General features: G+C 67.5%; 15 protein-coding genes. 7 read left to right on the forward strand and 8 right to left on the reverse strand.

Annotated features, from left to right (window positions below):
* Positions 1 to 301: 301 nt before the first annotated feature.
* Genes OE647_RS11660 through OE647_RS11680 form a run of 5 tightly spaced genes read left to right on the forward strand, consistent with a single transcriptional unit; the run spans position 302 to position 5,325 of the window.
* Positions 302 to 940 (forward strand): glutathione S-transferase family protein, encoded by a 639-nt coding sequence (locus tag OE647_RS11660; RefSeq protein ID WP_263721907.1) that lies wholly within the window; start codon positions 302 to 304, stop codon positions 938 to 940.
* A gap of 13 nt (positions 941 to 953) precedes the next feature.
* Entirely contained in the window at positions 954 to 2,165 is a 1,212-nt protein-coding gene (locus OE647_RS11665) for an acetyl-CoA C-acetyltransferase (protein ID WP_263721908.1), read from the forward strand.
* 30 nt (positions 2,166 to 2,195) lie between these two features.
* Positions 2,196 to 2,666, forward strand: coding sequence for a cupin domain-containing protein (locus OE647_RS11670; protein ID WP_263721909.1), 471 nt, complete (start codon positions 2,196 to 2,198; stop codon positions 2,664 to 2,666).
* Positions 2,663 to 3,112, forward strand: coding sequence for a cupin domain-containing protein (locus tag OE647_RS11675; RefSeq protein WP_263721910.1), 450 nt, complete (start codon positions 2,663 to 2,665; stop codon positions 3,110 to 3,112). Before OE647_RS11670 ends, OE647_RS11675 begins: the two co-directional genes overlap by 4 nt.
* Before the next feature lie 11 nt (positions 3,113 to 3,123).
* Entirely contained in the window at positions 3,124 to 5,325 is a 2,202-nt protein-coding gene (locus tag OE647_RS11680; RefSeq protein ID WP_263721911.1) for a 3-hydroxyacyl-CoA dehydrogenase NAD-binding domain-containing protein, read from the forward strand.
* Between the two features lie 79 nt (positions 5,326 to 5,404).
* Here the strand turns inward: OE647_RS11680 and OE647_RS11685 are convergent, their stop codons facing one another.
* A complete protein-coding gene (locus OE647_RS11685) occupies positions 5,405 to 6,328 on the reverse strand; it encodes a DMT family transporter (RefSeq protein ID WP_263721912.1) in 924 nt (307 codons plus the stop codon).
* Positions 6,329 to 6,422: 94 nt separating this feature from the next.
* On the opposite strand from OE647_RS11685, the gene OE647_RS11690 reads away from it, so the two are divergent.
* Entirely contained in the window at positions 6,423 to 8,048 is a 1,626-nt protein-coding gene (locus tag OE647_RS11690; protein ID WP_263721913.1) for an AMP-binding protein, read from the forward strand.
* Between the two features lie 19 nt (positions 8,049 to 8,067).
* On the opposite strand, the gene OE647_RS11695 is transcribed toward OE647_RS11690, so the two are convergent.
* Positions 8,068 to 9,552 (reverse strand): inorganic phosphate transporter, encoded by a 1,485-nt coding sequence (locus OE647_RS11695; RefSeq protein ID WP_263721914.1) that lies wholly within the window; start codon positions 9,550 to 9,552, stop codon positions 8,068 to 8,070.
* 157 nt (positions 9,553 to 9,709) lie between these two features.
* Here OE647_RS11695 and OE647_RS11700 point away from each other — a divergent pair, with 157 nt between their 5' ends.
* Positions 9,710 to 10,732, forward strand: a complete 1,023-nt coding sequence (locus OE647_RS11700) for a hypothetical protein (protein WP_263721915.1) — start codon at positions 9,710 to 9,712, stop codon at positions 10,730 to 10,732.
* A 3-nt stretch (positions 10,733 to 10,735) separates the two neighbouring features.
* Here OE647_RS11700 and OE647_RS11705 read toward each other — a convergent pair whose 3' ends face one another.
* From OE647_RS11705 to OE647_RS11730, 6 genes are all read right to left on the reverse strand, one after another.
* Entirely contained in the window at positions 10,736 to 11,578 is an 843-nt protein-coding gene (locus tag OE647_RS11705; protein ID WP_263721916.1) for an SPOR domain-containing protein, read from the reverse strand.
* Positions 11,579 to 11,659: 81 nt separating this feature from the next.
* On the reverse strand, positions 11,660 to 12,292 hold the full coding sequence (gene upp / locus OE647_RS11710) for a uracil phosphoribosyltransferase (RefSeq protein WP_263721917.1): 633 nt from the start codon (positions 12,290 to 12,292) through the stop codon (positions 11,660 to 11,662).
* Positions 12,285 to 13,271, reverse strand: a complete 987-nt coding sequence (locus tag OE647_RS11715) for an adenosine deaminase (RefSeq protein ID WP_263721918.1) — start codon at positions 13,269 to 13,271, stop codon at positions 12,285 to 12,287. The genes upp and OE647_RS11715 overlap by 8 nt, the downstream gene beginning before the upstream one ends.
* Before the next feature lie 46 nt (positions 13,272 to 13,317).
* Positions 13,318 to 14,526, reverse strand: coding sequence for a phosphopentomutase (locus OE647_RS11720; protein ID WP_263721919.1), 1,209 nt, complete (start codon positions 14,524 to 14,526; stop codon positions 13,318 to 13,320).
* Positions 14,526 to 15,833: a thymidine phosphorylase gene (locus OE647_RS11725; RefSeq protein ID WP_263721920.1), complete on the reverse strand. Its 1,308-nt coding sequence runs from the start codon at positions 15,831 to 15,833 to the stop codon at positions 14,526 to 14,528. The genes OE647_RS11720 and OE647_RS11725 overlap by 1 nt, the downstream gene beginning before the upstream one ends.
* Positions 15,833 to 16,240: a cytidine deaminase gene (locus OE647_RS11730; protein WP_263721921.1), complete on the reverse strand. Its 408-nt coding sequence runs from the start codon at positions 16,238 to 16,240 to the stop codon at positions 15,833 to 15,835. The genes OE647_RS11725 and OE647_RS11730 overlap by 1 nt, the downstream gene beginning before the upstream one ends.
* Positions 16,241 to 16,265 lie beyond the last annotated feature (25 nt).

Below are 16,265 nucleotides of genomic sequence, written 5' to 3' on the forward strand. Positions count from 1 at the left end.
ACGACCGCAGGGCTCTTTGGCGTCCGCGCGCCCGCCACGGCCGGTGGAACGGGTATTTCGACAATGGAGAAAGGGCAAACGGCGCGCCCCGGCCCGTCCGTCGTCCCGAACGCTTCGGGTGCTTGCCGCTCGGACCGGGGCGACTTCTCCATTGACGGTCATCGGCTCCCCAGCCTGTACCGTGACACCAAGCGTGCGGGGAATCGGTTAACAAATCCTTCTTCTTCATTGAAAAATACCCCACGGGGGGTGTGGGGGGCGTGAGGCCCCCCACCGCCAACGGCGCCATGAGGACAGCGGCATGACAGCGATACTCCACTGCTTCGGCGAAAGCGGCAATGCTTACAAGGCGGCGCTGACCCTGACGCTCGCGGGCTATGACTGGGAACCCCTATTCGTCGATTTCTTCAACGGGGCCACGCGCACCGAAGCCTTCCGCAAGCTCAACGTGATGGGCGAGGTGCCGGTCTTCGAGGAGGATGGCCACATCCTGACCCAATCGGGCGCGATCATGTATCACGTCGTGGCCCGCACGGGCAAACTCGGCGGCGCGCCCGGCGCGGCAGAGGAAGTCCTGCGCTGGGTCCTGTGGGACAATCACAAGATGTCCTCTCAGGCCGGATCGACACGGTTCCTGATGAACTTCCTGCCCGAGGGCCGGCGTCCGAAAGAGGTCATCACCTTCATGCAGGCGCGGCTGAAGGGCGCGTATTCGACGCTCGACACGCATCTGAAAGGCCGGGACTGGCTGGTTGGGGACGGCCCCACGATCGCCGATCTCTCCTGCTGCGGCTATCTCTATTACCCGGAGCCCTTCGGCTTTTCCCGCGCCGACTGGCCCGAAATCGACCGCTGGCTGAGCAACATCGCCGCCCTGCCCGGCTGGAAGCCCCCCTATGACCTGATGCCCGGCAACCCGTCCGACCGGGAAGCGAAATGACGCGGAGGTAACGATGACGGACGCCTATATCTACGACGCGGCACGAACGCCACGGGGCAAGGGCCGCCCGGACGGCGCCCTGCACGAGGTGACCTCGGTCGCACTCTCCGCCCGGCTCCTGGATGCGCTGCGCGACCGCAACGGGCTGACGGGGCACGCGGTCGAGGACGTGATCTGGGGCAACGTCACGCAGGTGGGCGAACAGGGCGGCTGTCTGGCGCGCTCGGCCGTGTTGCTCTCGGGCCTCGACGAAAGCATTCCGGGGCTCTCAATCAACCGCTTCTGCGCCTCGGGGATGGAGGCGGTGAACCTCGCCGCCAACCAGGTCAAGGGTGGCGCGGGCGCCGCCTATATCGCGGGCGGGGTGGAGATGATGGGCCGCGTGCCCATGGGATCGGACGGGGCGGCCATCGCGGTCGATCCGAGCCTGGCGATGAAGACCTATTTCGTCCCGCAGGGCATTTCGGCCGACATCATCGCGACCGAGTTCGGGTTTTCGCGCGAAGACGCCGACGCGCTGGCGGTCGAAAGTCAGGCCCGTGCGGCGCGGGCCTGGGCAGAAGGGCGCTTTGCCCGCTCGATCGTTCCCGTCAGGGACCAGAACGGGCTGACGATCCTCGATCGCGATGAATACATGCGCCCGGGCACCGACATGGCGGCGCTCGCCAAACTCGACCCGGCCTTCAAGGCGATGGGCGAGGTCATGCCCGGCTTCGACAAGCTCGCGCTGATGAAATATCCCCACCTGGAGCGGATCGAACATATCCACCACGCAGGCAACTCCTCCGGCATCGTCGATGGTGCGGCGGCGGTCCTGATCGGCAACGCGGAGTTCGGCAAGGCCCACGGGCTAACGCCGCGCGCGCGCATCCGCGCGACCGCCAAGATCGGCACCGACCCCACGATCATGCTGACCGGCCCCGTCCCGGTGACGGAAAAGATCCTGCGCGAGGCCGGCATGTCGATCGCCGACATTGACCTCTTCGAGGTGAACGAGGCCTTCGCCGCGGTCGTGCTGCGTTTCCTTCAGGCCTTCGACGCCGACCCGGCCAGGGTCAATGTCAACGGCGGCGCCATCGCCATGGGTCATCCTCTGGGCGCGACCGGCGCGATCATCATCGGCACGCTGCTGGACGAGCTTGAGCGGACCGGCAAGGGCACCGGCCTTGCCACGCTTTGCATCGCCTCGGGCATGGGGGCCGCCACCATCATCGAACGGGTCTGACCCTTCCGAGGGCCCCCGAGGGAGAACAGAATGCCGAAGCTCGACCTGAACCGTTGCCCGCTCAAGACCGGGTCCATCTACCCTGAACCCTACGCCTCGATGATGGTGGGGCGTTCCTCCCTTCGTCTGGGGGAGGCCGGGGGCCTGACGCAGTTTGGCGTCAACCTCGTCACGCTCGAACCCGGCGCCATGTCGAGCCTGCGCCACTGGCACCGGAACGAGGACGAATTCGTCATGGTCACAGCGGGCGAATGCGTGCTGATCGACGATGACGGCGAACATCCGATGCTGCCCGGCGACTGCGCCGCCTTCCCGGCCAACGATGCCAACGGCCATCATTTCGTCAACCGCTCCGACCGGATCGCGCAGTTCCTCGTGGTCGGCACGAAGGCCCGACAGGAGGTCGGGACCTATTGCGATGTCGACATGCGGGTCGAGATCGCCGACGGCGTCGCGACGTTCACCTACAAGGACGGCACGCCCTGGGAGGGCCCGCGATGATCGTGCGCAAGGGGACGGCACGGTGCGAAACGGCGACCGCGGCGCAGATCGCGCATCTGGGGGACTACACGGCCGAGTTGATCTCCGACACCGGCGGCCTGACGCAGTTCGGCGCCTTCGTGGAGACGCTTGCGCCAGGCGCCGCCTCCTCCGACCGCCACTGGCACGAGGCGGAGGACGAGTTCCTGCTGGTCCTGTCGGGCGAGGCGACGGTCGTGGAGGATGACGGCGCCCACAGGCTTCTTCCCGGCGATGCGGCCTGCTGGCCCGCGGGGGAGGCGAACGGGCACCATGTCCTCAACCGATCCGCCCGAGCCTGTTCCTATCTGGTCGTCGGCACCCGCGCCCCATCCGACCGCGTGCACTACAGCGACATCGACAAGCTTTACACCCGCGAAAACGGCACCGTGCGGCGCACCCGCCGCGACGGCAGCCCACTCGACTAACGGAGGTTCCGATGCCCGAATTCACCGCTGCCCAGGATGCCGACGGCGTCGTGACGATCACCTGGGATGTTCCGGGAAAGTCGATGAACGTGCTGAGCCTTGAGGGCATGGCCGAGCTTGAGGCGCTGATCGACGCGGCACTGGCGGACCCGGCCGCGCGCGGCGTGATCCTGACCTCCGGCAAGAAGGACTTCGCCGGGGGCATGGACCTCAACGTCATCGCCAAGATGAAGGAGGATGCCGGCGCCGACCCCGCGCGGGGCCTTTTCGAGGGGATCATGCGTTTCCACGCGCTGGAACGGAAGATCGAGCTGGCGGGCATGGACCCGAAATCGAAGAAGGGCGGCAAACCCATCGTCGCGGCGCTTCCCGGCACGGCGCTGGGGATCGGGTTGGAAATTCCGCTCGCCTGCCATCGCATCATCGCGGCGGACAATCCCAAGGCCAAGATCGGCCTGCCGGAGATCCTGGTCGGCATCTTCCCCGGCGCGGGCGGCACCACGCGGCTGGTGCGCAAGCTCGGGCCCATGGCGGCCTCACCCTTCCTGCTGGAGGGCAAGCTCTCGGACCCGCAGCGCGCCAGGTCTGCCGGGATCGTCGACGAGGTCGTCGCCCCCAACCAGCTTCTGGCCCGCGCCAAGGAATGGATACTGGGCGCCACCGATGCGGACCTTGTGAAGCCCTGGGACCAGAAGGGCTACAAGATGCCCGGCGGCGCGCCCTATCACCCGGCCGGCTTCATGACCTTCGTCGGGGCGTCCGCCATGGTGCTGGGCAAGACCATGGGGGTCTATCCGGCGGCGAAGGCGCTGTTGTCGGCGGTCTACGAAGGCGCGCTGGTGCCCTTTGACGCCGCGCTTCGGATCGAGGCGCGCTGGTTCACCAAGGTGCTGATGAACCCCTCGTCCTCCGCCATGATCCGGTCGCTCTTCCTCAACAAGGAGGCCTTGGAGAAGGGCGCGAACCGGCCCGCCGTGGCCGACCAGAAGGTGAGCAGGCTGGGCGTTCTGGGCGCCGGCATGATGGGGGCGGGCATCGCCTATGTGGCGGCAAATGCCGGGATCGAGGTCGTCTTGATCGATGCCACGCAAGAGGCCGCCGACCGCGGCAAGGCGCATTCAGAAGCCATCCTGGACAAGGGAATGAAGCGCGGCAAGGTGACGGCGGAGAGCAAGGCGAAGGTCCTGGCCCAGATCGCCGCCACCACCGACTACGCCGCGCTTGCGGGCTGCGATCTGGTGGTGGAGGCGGTGTTCGAGGACCCGGCCGTCAAGGCCGAGGTCACGGCCAAGGCCGAGGCGGCCTTGCCCGAAGGCGCGATCTTCGCCACCAACACCTCGACCCTGCCCATCAGCGGGCTGGCGAAAGCCTCCAAACGCCCGGAGCAGTTCATCGGCATCCACTTCTTCAGCCCCGTCGACAAGATGATGCTGGTCGAGATCATCAAGGGCCGCGAAACGGGCCAGGTCGCCGTGGCCAAGGCGCTCGACTTCGTGCGGCAGATCCGCAAGACCCCGATCGTCGTCAACGACGCGCGGTTTTTCTACGCCAACCGCTGCATCATCCCCTATATCAACGAGGGCATCCGCATGGTGGCCGAGGGCGTGGAACCCGCGCTGATCGAGAATGCCGCAAAGCTTCTGGGCCTGCCGCTGGGGCCGCTGCAACTGGTGGACGAGACCTCGATCGACCTTGGCGTGAAGATCGCCAAGGCCACCAAGGCGGCGATGGGGGCGGCCTATCCCGACGGCGCGGTTGACGAGGTGCTGTTCGCGATGGCGGACCGGGGGCGCCTGGGCCGCAAGGCTGCCGCGGGGTTCTACGCCTATGACGCGGGCGGCAAGCGCAGCGGGCTCTGGGACGGGCTGGCGGGTCTGTGGCCGGTGTCCCCGGATCAACCCGAACTGACCGAGGTGCAGCACCGGATTCTTTTAGTTCAGGTGCTTGAGGCCGTGCGGGCGCTGGAAGAGGGCGTTCTGACCGACATCCGCGAAGGCGATGTGGGTGCGATCCTCGGCTGGGGCTTCTGCCCCTGGTCGGGCGGCCCGTTCTCCTGGCTGGACATGATCGGGGCGGCGCGTGCCGTCGAGATATGCGAGGGGCTGGAGGCCGCGCATGGCGCGCGCTTCCGCGCGCCCGGCCTGCTCCGCGACATGGCCGAGAGGGGCGAGAGCTTCTATGCCCGCTTCGCGCCGGGGGCCCAAGCCGCCTGAACGCGCGCTTTGCGGCGAGGCCGGGGGGCTTCGCGCCCCCCCGGATCCCCTGCGGGGTATTTCCGCAATGAAGAAGGGGTTACCGGCCGCGTAGCGCGATGATCAGACCCGCGAGGAAGATCAGGACCATGCCTGCCATCGCCCGTGCCGACAAGAGCTCGCCCCAGATGATCCAGGTCCAGAGGGCCGAGGCGGGCAGGATGACATATTCGAAGACCGCGACGCGGCTCGCCTCTGCCATCTGGTAGGCCTTGACCATCATGGCCACGCCCAGAAGCGAGCCCCCGGCCTGGATGAACGTCCATATCAGGAACGATGCCGTCGGCCAGACCGCACCGCGCAGGATGAAGCCCTCGGTGCCTGCGGGGACCTCGGGTTGCCAGACGGCAAGGACGAGAAGGCCGAGTACGCCATAGCATCCCAGCGCGGCGAAGAAACCCGCCACCATCGTTTCGGCGCTTTCCTTCGCGCACCACTGGCGCGTGGCGATGTTGCCCAGCGCATAGAGCGCACCAGCCGCCACCGGCAGGACGGTGGCCGGGCCGATCGCCACGTCCCCGCCCGGTCCGAGAACCATCATCACCCCCAGGAACCCGACCGCGACGGCAAGGATGCGGAAAGGTCCGATATGGATGCCGAAGGCAAGCCGCGAAATGAGCAGGACGAAGATCGGCGCGGTAAAGAGCCCCGCCGCGACGACCGCGACGGGCAGGAAGGCCAGGCAACCGAAGTAGACGACCATGGCCGAGCCGTGAACGAGGCTGCGAAACCCGACCGCGCGCCAGTTCCGCGGCCTGAGCCTCAGCCGCAAAGGCACCGCCGCGAGCCCGAGAAGCGCGAAGGCCATCACCGTGCGCATGACGTGAAACTGCCATAGCCCGCCATCCGCCGCGATATGCTGGACGAAGTTGTCGGTGAAGCCGATCAGCAGCGCATAGACGAGGATTGCGCCCGCCGCCGCAAGTGTCCGGTTCGCAGGCGCGGTGCCCGCCAATGTCGTCATGTTCAGATCCAGTGTCGTTTTCCACTTCCCTTGAACCGCGCCAACCCCCCATATTCGCGCCTGATTGCGACATTAACGGTCGGGGAGGAGTGCCATGGGCTGGCTTGCAGATGAAACGGGTCTCGACAAGACCCCCGCGAATTTCGTGGCGATGACGCCGCTGTCCTTCCTGGCGCGGGCGGCCGATGTCCACGCGGAACAGACGGCGGTCGTCTACAAGGGAACGCGCCGCAGCTATGCGCAGTATCATGCCCGGGTCAGCCGGCTGGCCTCGGCGCTGACACGCGCGGGCGTCGTGTCGGGCGACGTGGTGGCGACGCTTCTGCCCAACATCCCCGCCCAGGCCGAGGCGCATTTCGGGGTTCCCGCCACCGGCGCGATCCTGAACACGATCAACACGCGCCTCGATGCCGACACGGTGGGCTACATCTTCGATCACGGCGGGGCGAAGGTGGTGCTGGCCGATACCGCGCTGCTGCCGCTGGTTGCCGACGCTATCGCGCTGATGCAGGGCCCCGCCCCCATGATCATTGAGGTCGCGGACCGCGAGGCGGGTTACCAGCCCTCGGGTGCGCATCTGGAATACGAGGATTTCCTGGCCACGGGCGACCCCCACGCCCCTTGGCACATGCCGCGCGACGAGTGGGAGAGCCTTGCGCTCAACTACACCTCCGGCACGACAGGGCGGCCGAAGGGTGTCGTCTACCACCACCGGGGTGCCTATCTGCTGGCGATGGGAACGGCGGTCACCTGGGCCGTGGGGATTAGGCCCGTCTACCTCACGATCGTGCCGCTCTTCCATTGCAACGGCTGGTGCCACACCTGGATGATGCCGGCGGTGGGCGGCACTGTGGTCTGCTGCCGCGACATCACCGCCAAAAACATCTACGACGCCATCGCGGACGAGGGCGTGACCCACATGGGCGGCGCGCCCATCGTCCTGAACTCGATCATCAACGCGAAGCCCGGCGACCGGCGCGACTTCGACCACATTGTCGAGGTCTACACCGCCGGCGCCCCCCCGCCCGCCGCGACGCTGGCCGCGATCGAGCCCCTGGGCTTCAACGTCACGCAGGTCTACGGGCTGACCGAAACCTACGGCCATGTCACCGAATGCCTGTGGCACGCGCGCTGGGATGACCTGCCGCAGGAGGAACGTGCCGCGATCAAGGCGCGCACCGGCGTCCTCATGCCGTTCATGGAGGATATCTCGGTCCATGACGAACAGGGCAACCCCGTGCCCCGCGACGGCGCCACCGTGGGCGAAATCGCGATCCGGGGCAATTCGGTGATGAAGGGTTACTACCGGAACCCAAAGGCCACCGAGGAGGCGTTCAAGGGCGGGTTCTTCCGGTCGGGCGACATCGCCTTCCAGCATCCGGACGGCTATATCAAGATCACCGACCGGGCGAAGGACATCATCATCTCCGGCGGGGAAAACGTCTCTTCGGTCGAGGTGGAAGGCGCGCTGATGCACCACCCGGCGGTGTCCCTCTGTGCGGTCGTGGCCAAGCCCGACGACAAATGGGGCGAGGTGCCCTGCGCCTTCGTCGAGTTGAAAGAGGGGGCGGAGGCCGATGAGGCCGAGTTGATCACCTTCGCCCGGTCGCGGCTGGCCGGGTTCAAGACGCCCAAGTTCGTTGTCTTCTGCGAGCTCCCCAAGACCTCGACCGGGAAGGTGCAGAAGTTCGAGCTTCGGGTCCGCGCGAAAGCGATGTGAGGGGGCGGGGCCTCGGCCCCTACCCTGCCAAGGCGCGAATACCGTAGAAGAGCGCCGCCGACATAAGCGCCGCCGCCGGCACAGTGATCACCCAGGCGGCGATGATCGTCATGAAATGCGCACGCCGCACCAGCTTGCGGCGGCCGCGCTCTTCCGCCCCCAGGACCGGGCGTTCGGGGCTGGCGATGCGGTTCAGTTTCAGCCGCCGCTCCGCGTCCCATTCGCGGAAGAAGCCTACGCCGAAGACCGCGCCCACGGCGATATGCGTCGAACTGACCGGCAGGCCAAGCCAGCTGGCCACGATCACCGTCACCGCCGCCGAAAGCGCCACGCAGTAGGCCCGCATGGGGTTGAGCTTTGTGATCTGGCTGCCGACCATGCGGATCAGCTTCGGCCCGAAGAGGAACAGCCCGAAGGAGATCCCCAGGGCACCGATCACCATGACCCAGTGCGGGATGCTGACGTTGCCGCCGATCTCTCCGCTGCCGGAGGCCTGGACGATCGCGGCCAGCGGCCCCACGGCGTTTGCAACGTCGTTGGCGCCGTGCGCGAAGCTCAAGAGCGCCGCAGAGACGACCAGCGGGATGCCGAACAGGACCTTCAGCGACTTGTTGCGGTTTTCCAGGCCCCGGGACTGGCGGCGGATGACCGGGATCATCACCGCCCAGGTCGCAATGCCGCCAACAAGGCCGATCAGCAGCGCCATCTGGAAGGAAATCTTGACCAGATGCTTGAGCCCCTTGAGCGACAGGTAGGCCGCGAAGGCCCCCGCCATAATGCCCACAAGCACCGGCACCCAGACCCGCGCGGCGGCGATCTTGTCCTGCCGGTAGATCACGCGCGCCTTGATGAACCAGAGGAACCCGGCCGCGATCAGCCCGCCCAGCATCGGCGAGATTACCCAACTCGCCGCGATGGTGCCCATCGTCGCCCAGTTCACCGCGCCGAACCCGGCCGAGGCGATCCCCGCCCCCATGACGCCGCCGACGACCGAGTGCGTGGTCGACACCGGTGCGCCGATCCAGGTCGCGAGGTTCACCCAAAGCGCCGAAGACAGCAGCGCCGCCATCATCGCCCAAACGAAGACGGCCGAGGTCTCGATGCTTTCGGGCGCGACAATCCCCTTGGAGATCGTCTTGACCACATCGCCGCCCGCGATCAGCGCCCCCGCGCTTTCGAAGATCGCGGCGATGACGATCGCGCCCCCCATGGTCAGCGCATTGGCGCCAACGGCCGGCCCCATGTTGTTGGCGACATCGTTCGCCCCGATGTTCAGCGCCATGTAGGCGCCGAAGACCGCCGCGATCACCACGACCATGGTGTTGCTGGTCTGCCCGAAGAAAAGTGCCGCCGCCAGCCCGGCCAGGGCGATGAACACAAGCGCGATGCCCGGCCCGACCATCGGCCGCGCGACATAGGCCGTCGCCGTTTCCAGGTTGGACAGGCGGCCGAGGTCGCGATCCAGTGTCTCTAGGTGGCGGGCTTCGAAATCGTTCTGGGCCATGGCGGTCTCCGCGGATTGGGCCGCTGCTGGTTAGGCGGCTTCGAAGCGCAAATCAACCGCGACCTTGCGGGCCAAGGCGAACGGGCTTGCGATTGTTCCCGAAACCGCAATGGTCTATCCTCACTTCAAACGAGGCAAGAGCAGGCCCGCCCCGCCCATGACGGCGCTACCCGAATATCAGCGGCTGGAATCGACCGGCCTTTGGCGTTCCGCGCCCGAGGGGCAGCGCCGCGAGGTTCTGGTCGTGTTCGGCGATGCGACGCTCGTCATCTCGGACACGCGCACGATGAGCGCACTTGCGCATTGGTCCCTGCCCGCGATCGTGCGCCTGAACCCCGGCAAGCGGCCAGCGCTTTACGCCCCCGGCGCTGATGCTGGCGAAGAGCTGGAGATCGGGGACGACACCATGATCGCCGCGATTGGCAAGGTGCATCGCCTGATCGAGGCACGGCGCCCCCATCCGGGACGGCTGCGCCAGGGGCTTCTGGCCGCCTTCGTCGCGGTTCTGCTGGCGCTTCTGCTGTTCTGGCTGCCGGGCGCGCTGGTCGCCCATACCGCCAAGATCCTTCCAGCCGCCAAGCGTGACGACATCGGATCGCGGGTGCTGGCCGACCTTGGCCGGCTGACGGGCGCGCCCTGTTCCACGCCCGAGGGCGAGGCGGCACTGGCGCGGCTCGCGACGCGGGTTCTGGGTGCCGGACGCGGTGCGCTCCTGGTGCTGCCAACCGGGCTCGATGCGCCGCGATCGCTGCCGGGCGGTCGCATTGTTCTTCCCCGGACCTTCGCCGAATCCGACGCCCCGCCCGAGGTGCTGGCGGGCCATCTTCTGGCCGCGCGGCTGCGCGCCGATCAGGCCGACCCGGTGCGTGAGTTGCTTGACTGGGCGGGCCTTGCAACCGCATTGCGGCTCCTGACCACGGGGGAGCTGTCGGATGGCGCGGTCCATGGGTATGCCGAAACCTTCCTGACCGCCCCGCTTGCCCCCGTTCGGGCCGAGGCGCTGGTCGGCGCCTTTGCCGAGGCGGGCGTTCCCTCCACCCCCTACGCCTACGCGATCGACCCCAGCGGCGAGGCGACGCTGGCCCTGATCGAGGCTGACCCCTTCCGCAGCGGCGCCGCCACGGAGCCTGTGCTGAGCGACGGCGACTGGGTGGCGATCCAGGGGATCTGCTCGGGCTGAGGATCAGCGGTAGAAGGCGTCGCGATAACCCGCCGTATGGAATGCGACCCAGGCCGCGCGGAGGTCCTCGGGGTCATCGAACGGCCCGGCGAGGACGAGCGTCAGCGAACTGCCGCGCCGGGCCCGCCGCTCCGCCGCGAAACCCAACCGCTCGACAAGCGCGGCGCAGCGATCCGCGTGGAGGGCCTGGCCGAAGGCGCCCAATTGCAGGTAGCGCGCGCCCTTCGGCACGGCGGGCGCGCGCGCGGGGGCCTTGAGATACCCGCGCGCAACCAGTTCGGTCAGCGGATCGTCGGATGGCCCCGCGCATCGCAGCGGCTCGCGCCCATCCGCCAGCAGATAGGCTTCCACGACCTCGGCCGCGCCCGCGCACTCGGTGGCCGTGCGCGGAACCAGCGTGATCGACAAGAGCCGCGATGGCCGGGTTGAGGTGGACACGGACTCAGGCGGCGCGATCTCTGTCCCCGCGGGTGCTGGCAAGGGCTCGGCAACCGCGTCCTGCGGCTCCGCGGGCTCTTCGATGGCGTCCGGCGTGGCCTTCGGCAGCGGCTCCGGTGCGGGCGCTGGTTCCTGGGGTGGCGGAGGGGCATCGACGCTCAGGTTCAGCGTTGCCGTGGGCTTGTGGCCGCAAAGGTGTTCCCCCTCAGCGGTCGCCACAGGTGCCCAGACAAAGCCTCCGTCACTGCCAGGGACGCGCACGAACATGCAGCCGGTGCTGTCGACGAATTGCCTGCCCTGGTAGCCCTCTGGCGCAGGCTCCGCCGGGCCGGAGACCTCCGACACGGGGACGGCACCGGCGTCGGACACCGACACCGCAGCCACCGCAGCCACCGCAGACATCGCCATCAGCCACGCCCTGCCCCGCATTTCCAACCCTCCGCCTTCACGGCAAGGATGACGCAGGGCCGCAGGCGCGTAAAGCCCCGCCTACTTGGTCCCGAACATGCGGTCGCCCGCATCGCCAAGCCCTGGCACGATATAGCCGTGCTCGTTCAGCCGCTCATCCACCGCCGCTGTGACGATGGGCACATCCGGATGTGCCGCCTGCATGCGCGCGATCCCCTCTGGCGCCGCCAGAAGGCACATAAAGCGGATGTTCCGCGCGCCCGATTTCTTCAGCAGGTCGATCGCCGCGACCGAGGAGTTGCCCGTCGCAAGCATCGGGTCGAGGGTGATCACCAGACGCTCCTCCATCTCCGAGGGCACCTTGTAGTAGTACTGGACCGGCTCAAGGGTCTTTTCGTCCCTGTATAGCCCGACGAACCCGACGCGCGCCGCGGGCATAAGCTCCAGCACCCCGTCCAGAAGCCCGTTGCCCGCCCGCAGGATCGAGATCAGCGCCGGCTTCTTGCCCGCCAGCATGGGAGCCTCCATCGGGCACAGCGGCGTCTCGATGGTCCGCGTCGTCATCTCCATTTCGCGCGTGATCTCGTAGGCCAGAAGCTGGCTGATCTCCCTCAGCAGGCGGCGGAAGGTGTTGGTCGAGGTCGTCTTGTCGCGCATGATGGTCAGCTTGTGCTGGACAAGCGGGTGGCGGACGACGTTGAGGTGTTCAAGCATGCGCGGGCTCCAGTTTCTTCAGAATCTTTTCCTTGGTGGTCGGGTCGCAGAATGCAGCCTCGGCCGATGTCCTGGCAATGGTCGCAAAAACACCCGCATCCCAGTCGAAGGCATCGGCCAGGCGGTCATATTCTCGCGCCATGGTCGTGTGAAAGAACGGCGGGTCATCGGTCGAGACCGTCACCTTCACCCCACGGTCGTAAAGCTGCCCGATCGGGTGCTGGCGCCAGCCCGGATAAAGGCCGAGCGCGATGTTCGATCCGGGACAGACCTCAAGCACCACGCCCCGTTCGGCGAGTTCGTCGACCAGCGCCAGATCCTCGATCGCGCGCACGCCGTGCCCGATCCGTTCGGCCCGAAGGTCGCGGATCGCGTCCCTGACGCTTTCGGGCCCGGCCCATTCGCCCGCATGGCAGGTCAGGCGCAACCCGGCCTCACGCGCGGCATCGAATGCCCAGGCAAAGTCCTTGGGCTTGCAGATCTTTTCATCCCCCGCGAGGCCGAATCCCACGATCCAGTCGCCCGCCGTCTCCGCCGCGCAGATCGCCGTTTCCCGCGCCTTCTCAGGGCCGAAATGCCGGATCGGGGTGACGATCCCGCGCAAGACGATGCCGTCCTGACGCGCGGCTTCCTCTGCCGCTTCGCGGATCGCATGCAGGTATTCGCGCCAGGCCCCGAGATCACGGCCGCCGCAGAAGTCAGGCGACAGGAAGGTTTCGCTGTAGATCACACCGCTTGCCGCGCTTTCCTCAAGCACGGCGCGGGTCAGCCGGTAGTAGTCGCGCGGGGATTGAAGCGTTTCGGTCGCCGCCTCATAGACCTTCAGAAAGTGCCAGAAGTCGGCGTAGCTGTAATTGCCGCGCGCGTCGAAGATGCCTGAGATGTCCATCTTCTTTTCCGCCGCCAGCCCACGGATGAAGGCGGGCGGCGCGGCGCCCTCAAGATGCAGGTGCAGCTCGATCTTCGGCAGCATGGTCATCCGTCCCTATCCTTGCGCCGCCGGGTCGCGCGCATCGTTCGCGGTGTCACAGAAAGCTTCTCCCCGGCCCTTGCGCGGGCACGCCAAGGTGATCGGCGACCGAAGCGCCGACATCCACGAAGCCCACATGCCCGATCGCGCGCGTTCCACGCCCGAAGCCCAGTACAGGCACCCTTTCGCGGGTGTGATCCGTCCCGGTCCAGGTCGGATCGTTGCCGTGATCGGCTGTGAAAATCGCCAGATCCCCATCCCGCAGCTTGGCGATGAACTCCCCCGCGATGCGATCGAACCACTCCAGCGCGCGGGCATAGGCCGACACGTCGCGGCGATGGCCAAAGAGGCTGTCGAACTCAACGAAGTTGGCAAATGTCAAGGAACCATCCAAAGCATCCTCAGACAAGGTCAGCAAATGTTCGAAAAGTGCAGCATCCGTCCCCTTGCGCACCTCGGTGATCCCGCGGCCGGAAAAGATGTCGCCGATCTTTCCGATGCCGTAGACCCTGCGCCCGGCCCCCGAAACCCAGTCGCATAGTGTGGGCGCAGGCGGGTCGATCGCGTAGTCGTGCCGGTTGGCGGTGCGCCGGAAGTTTCCGGTCGTGCCGACGAAGGGGCGGGCGATCACGCGGCCCACGCGCATGGCGTGAAGGGTCGGAGCGAGATCCTGGCAAAGCTTGAGCAGCCGGTCGAGGCCGAAGGTCTCCTCGTGCGCGGCGATCTGGAACACGCTGTCGGCAGAGGTGTAGCAGATGGGCCAACCGGTCCGCATATGTTCGGCGCAATGTTCCTCGATGATCGGAACGCCGGAGGCGTGGCAGTTCCCAAGCGTGCCCTTGGTGCCGGCCAACCGCGCGACAAGATCCATGAGGTCCTGAGGGAAGGCCGGGCAAGTGTCGGGAAAGTAGTGCCATTCCCAAGGCACCGGCACGCCCGCAAGTTCCCAGTGACCCGAAGGCGTATCCTTGCCCTTCGACACCTCGGTCGCAGCACCCCACAACCCGCTCGGCTTCGCGCCCAAGCCGGGCACGGGGGCGCCCGACGCGAGCGTGACCGCCGCGCCAAGCCCCAGCGTATCGAGATTGGGCATGTGAAGGGGGCCTGAACGCCCCTCCTCCGCCCGCCCGGCGGCGCAGGTCGCCGCGATGTGGGCCAGGGTGTTGGCGCCGGTGTCTGGCACAGCGCCATTGAAGAACGCCCCCGCGTCCGGCGCACCGCCACAGCCGACGCTATCCATCACGATCAGAAACGCGCGGGCCATCATCCCAGCCTTTCGTGGACAAGCGTCGGCAGTTCCGGCGCGACCTCGGCCAAGTGGAAGGCGGCCTGCACGGCGACCACGGCGCGCTCCGCCGCATCTTCGTCGGCGGCGTGAACGCGGGCCAAGGTCTCACCCCGGGCCATGGGGGCGCCCAGGCGCTGAAGATCCGACAGCCCGACCGAGGGGTTGATCCTGTCACCGCCCCGCAGCCGCCCGCCGCCCAGGTGCACGACAGCGTGGCCCAGGGCTTCCGTATCGATTTTCGAAACGAAACCATCGGTTTGCGCCGGAACATCCCTGACGATGGGGGCCGCGGGCAAACGGTCGGGGTAGTGATCGACGAAATCCGACGGGCCGCCCAGCGCGGCGACCATGCGGCCGAACGTCTCTGCGGCGCGGCCCGATTCCAACGCCTCGCTGATCTGGTCCGCGCCCTCGCCCGTGTCGCCGGCAAGCCCGGCCAGAACCAGCGCCTCGCCCCCCAGCGCGACGCTCACGTCCCAAAGCGCGCGGTTTACGGCCGTGCCGGTCAAGGTCTCCATCACCTCCAGCACCTCAAGCGCGTTGCCGGCGGTCGAGGCCAGCGGCTGGCTCATGTCGGTGATCAGCGCGGATGTCCGGCACCCCGCGCCGTTCGCGGTTTCGACCAGCGACTGCGCCAGCGCGCGGGCGTCCGCCATGCTCTTCATGAACGCGCCGGAGCCCACCTTGACGTCCAGCACCAGCGCCTCAAGCCCGGCGGCAAGCTTCTTCGACAGGATCGAGGCGGTGATCAGGTCGATGCTTTCCACCGTGCCGGTCACGTCGCGGATCGCGTAAAGGCGCCGGTCCGCAGGCGCGATCCCGGCCGAGGCCGCGACGATCGCGCAGCCAACATTTGCGACGATCCGGTGAAGCTCGGCGGGACCGACATCGGTGCCGTAGCCGGGGATGGATTCGAGCTTGTCGATCGTCCCCCCGGTGTGGCCCAGCCCCCGTCCCGAGATCATCGGCACATAGGCGCCGCAGGCCGCCAGCGCCGGAGCCAGCAACAAGGAGGTGGAATCCCCGATACCGCCGGTCGAGTGCTTATCGACGACGGGTCCCGGCAGGGACCAATCGAGGACCTGTCCGGAATCGCGCATCGCCAGCGTCAGGGCGACGCGATCCGGCTTTTCCAGCCCCTTGAGCAAGACGGCCATGGCAAAGGCGCCGGCCTGCGCATCGGTCACATCGCCGGAGGCGAGCCCCGCCGCAAACCATTGCGCGGCCTCGGCGGACAACCCGCGCCCGTCGCGAAGCGCCGCAACGATGCCGCGCGCGTCCATCACGCGCGATCCATGTGGCTCGCGTCGAACCGCCCCGGCAGAAGCTCACCCACCGTCGTTTCGAGCCGCGCCCCCTCGGTCGTGGCAAGCGTGACCGGCGTGTTGTGGCGCGCGAACTCGGCCAGTTTCTGCCTGCAACCACCACAGGGCGGCACCGGGGCCGCGCTGTCCGCGATGACGGCAACCTCGGTCACTTCGGTCTCTCCCGCCGCGACCATGGCCGCGATGGCCCCCGCTTCGGCGCAGGTCCCTTCCGGGTAGGCGACATTTTCGACGTTGCAGCCCAAAAAGACACGGCCGGAGGCCGCGCGGACCGCCGCCCCGACCTTGAAATGCGAATAGGGCGCGTAGGCGTTTTCGCGCACCGCACGGGCGGCATCGACAAGATCGGCGTCGGCGGAGGACATGGGCAACCCCTTTCTTGACCATCTG

Source organism: Albidovulum sediminicola (genome assembly GCF_025751575.1).
Taxonomy (GTDB): domain Bacteria; phylum Pseudomonadota; class Alphaproteobacteria; order Rhodobacterales; family Rhodobacteraceae; genus Albidovulum; species Albidovulum sediminicola.

Coding starts and splice junctions, on each gene's coding strand:
- OE647_RS11660 (WP_263721907.1), top strand. CDS start 302: ATGACAGCGATACTCCACTGCTTCGGCGAAAGCGGCAATGCTTACAAG.
- OE647_RS11665 (WP_263721908.1), top strand. CDS start 954: ATGACGGACGCCTATATCTACGACGCGGCACGAACGCCACGGGGCAAG.
- OE647_RS11670 (WP_263721909.1), top strand. CDS start 2,196: ATGCCGAAGCTCGACCTGAACCGTTGCCCGCTCAAGACCGGGTCCATC.
- OE647_RS11675 (WP_263721910.1), top strand. CDS start 2,663: ATGATCGTGCGCAAGGGGACGGCACGGTGCGAAACGGCGACCGCGGCG.
- OE647_RS11680 (WP_263721911.1), top strand. CDS start 3,124: ATGCCCGAATTCACCGCTGCCCAGGATGCCGACGGCGTCGTGACGATC.
- OE647_RS11685 (WP_263721912.1), bottom strand. CDS start 6,328: ATGACGACATTGGCGGGCACCGCGCCTGCGAACCGGACACTTGCGGCG.
- OE647_RS11690 (WP_263721913.1), top strand. CDS start 6,423: ATGGGCTGGCTTGCAGATGAAACGGGTCTCGACAAGACCCCCGCGAAT.
- OE647_RS11695 (WP_263721914.1), bottom strand. CDS start 9,552: ATGGCCCAGAACGATTTCGAAGCCCGCCACCTAGAGACACTGGATCGC.
- OE647_RS11700 (WP_263721915.1), top strand. CDS start 9,710: ATGACGGCGCTACCCGAATATCAGCGGCTGGAATCGACCGGCCTTTGG.
- OE647_RS11705 (WP_263721916.1), bottom strand. CDS start 11,578: ATGGCGATGTCTGCGGTGGCTGCGGTGGCTGCGGTGTCGGTGTCCGAC.
- upp (WP_263721917.1), bottom strand. CDS start 12,292: ATGCTTGAACACCTCAACGTCGTCCGCCACCCGCTTGTCCAGCACAAG.
- OE647_RS11715 (WP_263721918.1), bottom strand. CDS start 13,271: ATGACCATGCTGCCGAAGATCGAGCTGCACCTGCATCTTGAGGGCGCC.
- OE647_RS11720 (WP_263721919.1), bottom strand. CDS start 14,526: ATGGCCCGCGCGTTTCTGATCGTGATGGATAGCGTCGGCTGTGGCGGT.
- OE647_RS11725 (WP_263721920.1), bottom strand. CDS start 15,833: ATGGACGCGCGCGGCATCGTTGCGGCGCTTCGCGACGGGCGCGGGTTG.
- OE647_RS11730 (WP_263721921.1), bottom strand. CDS start 16,240: ATGTCCTCCGCCGACGCCGATCTTGTCGATGCCGCCCGTGCGGTGCGC.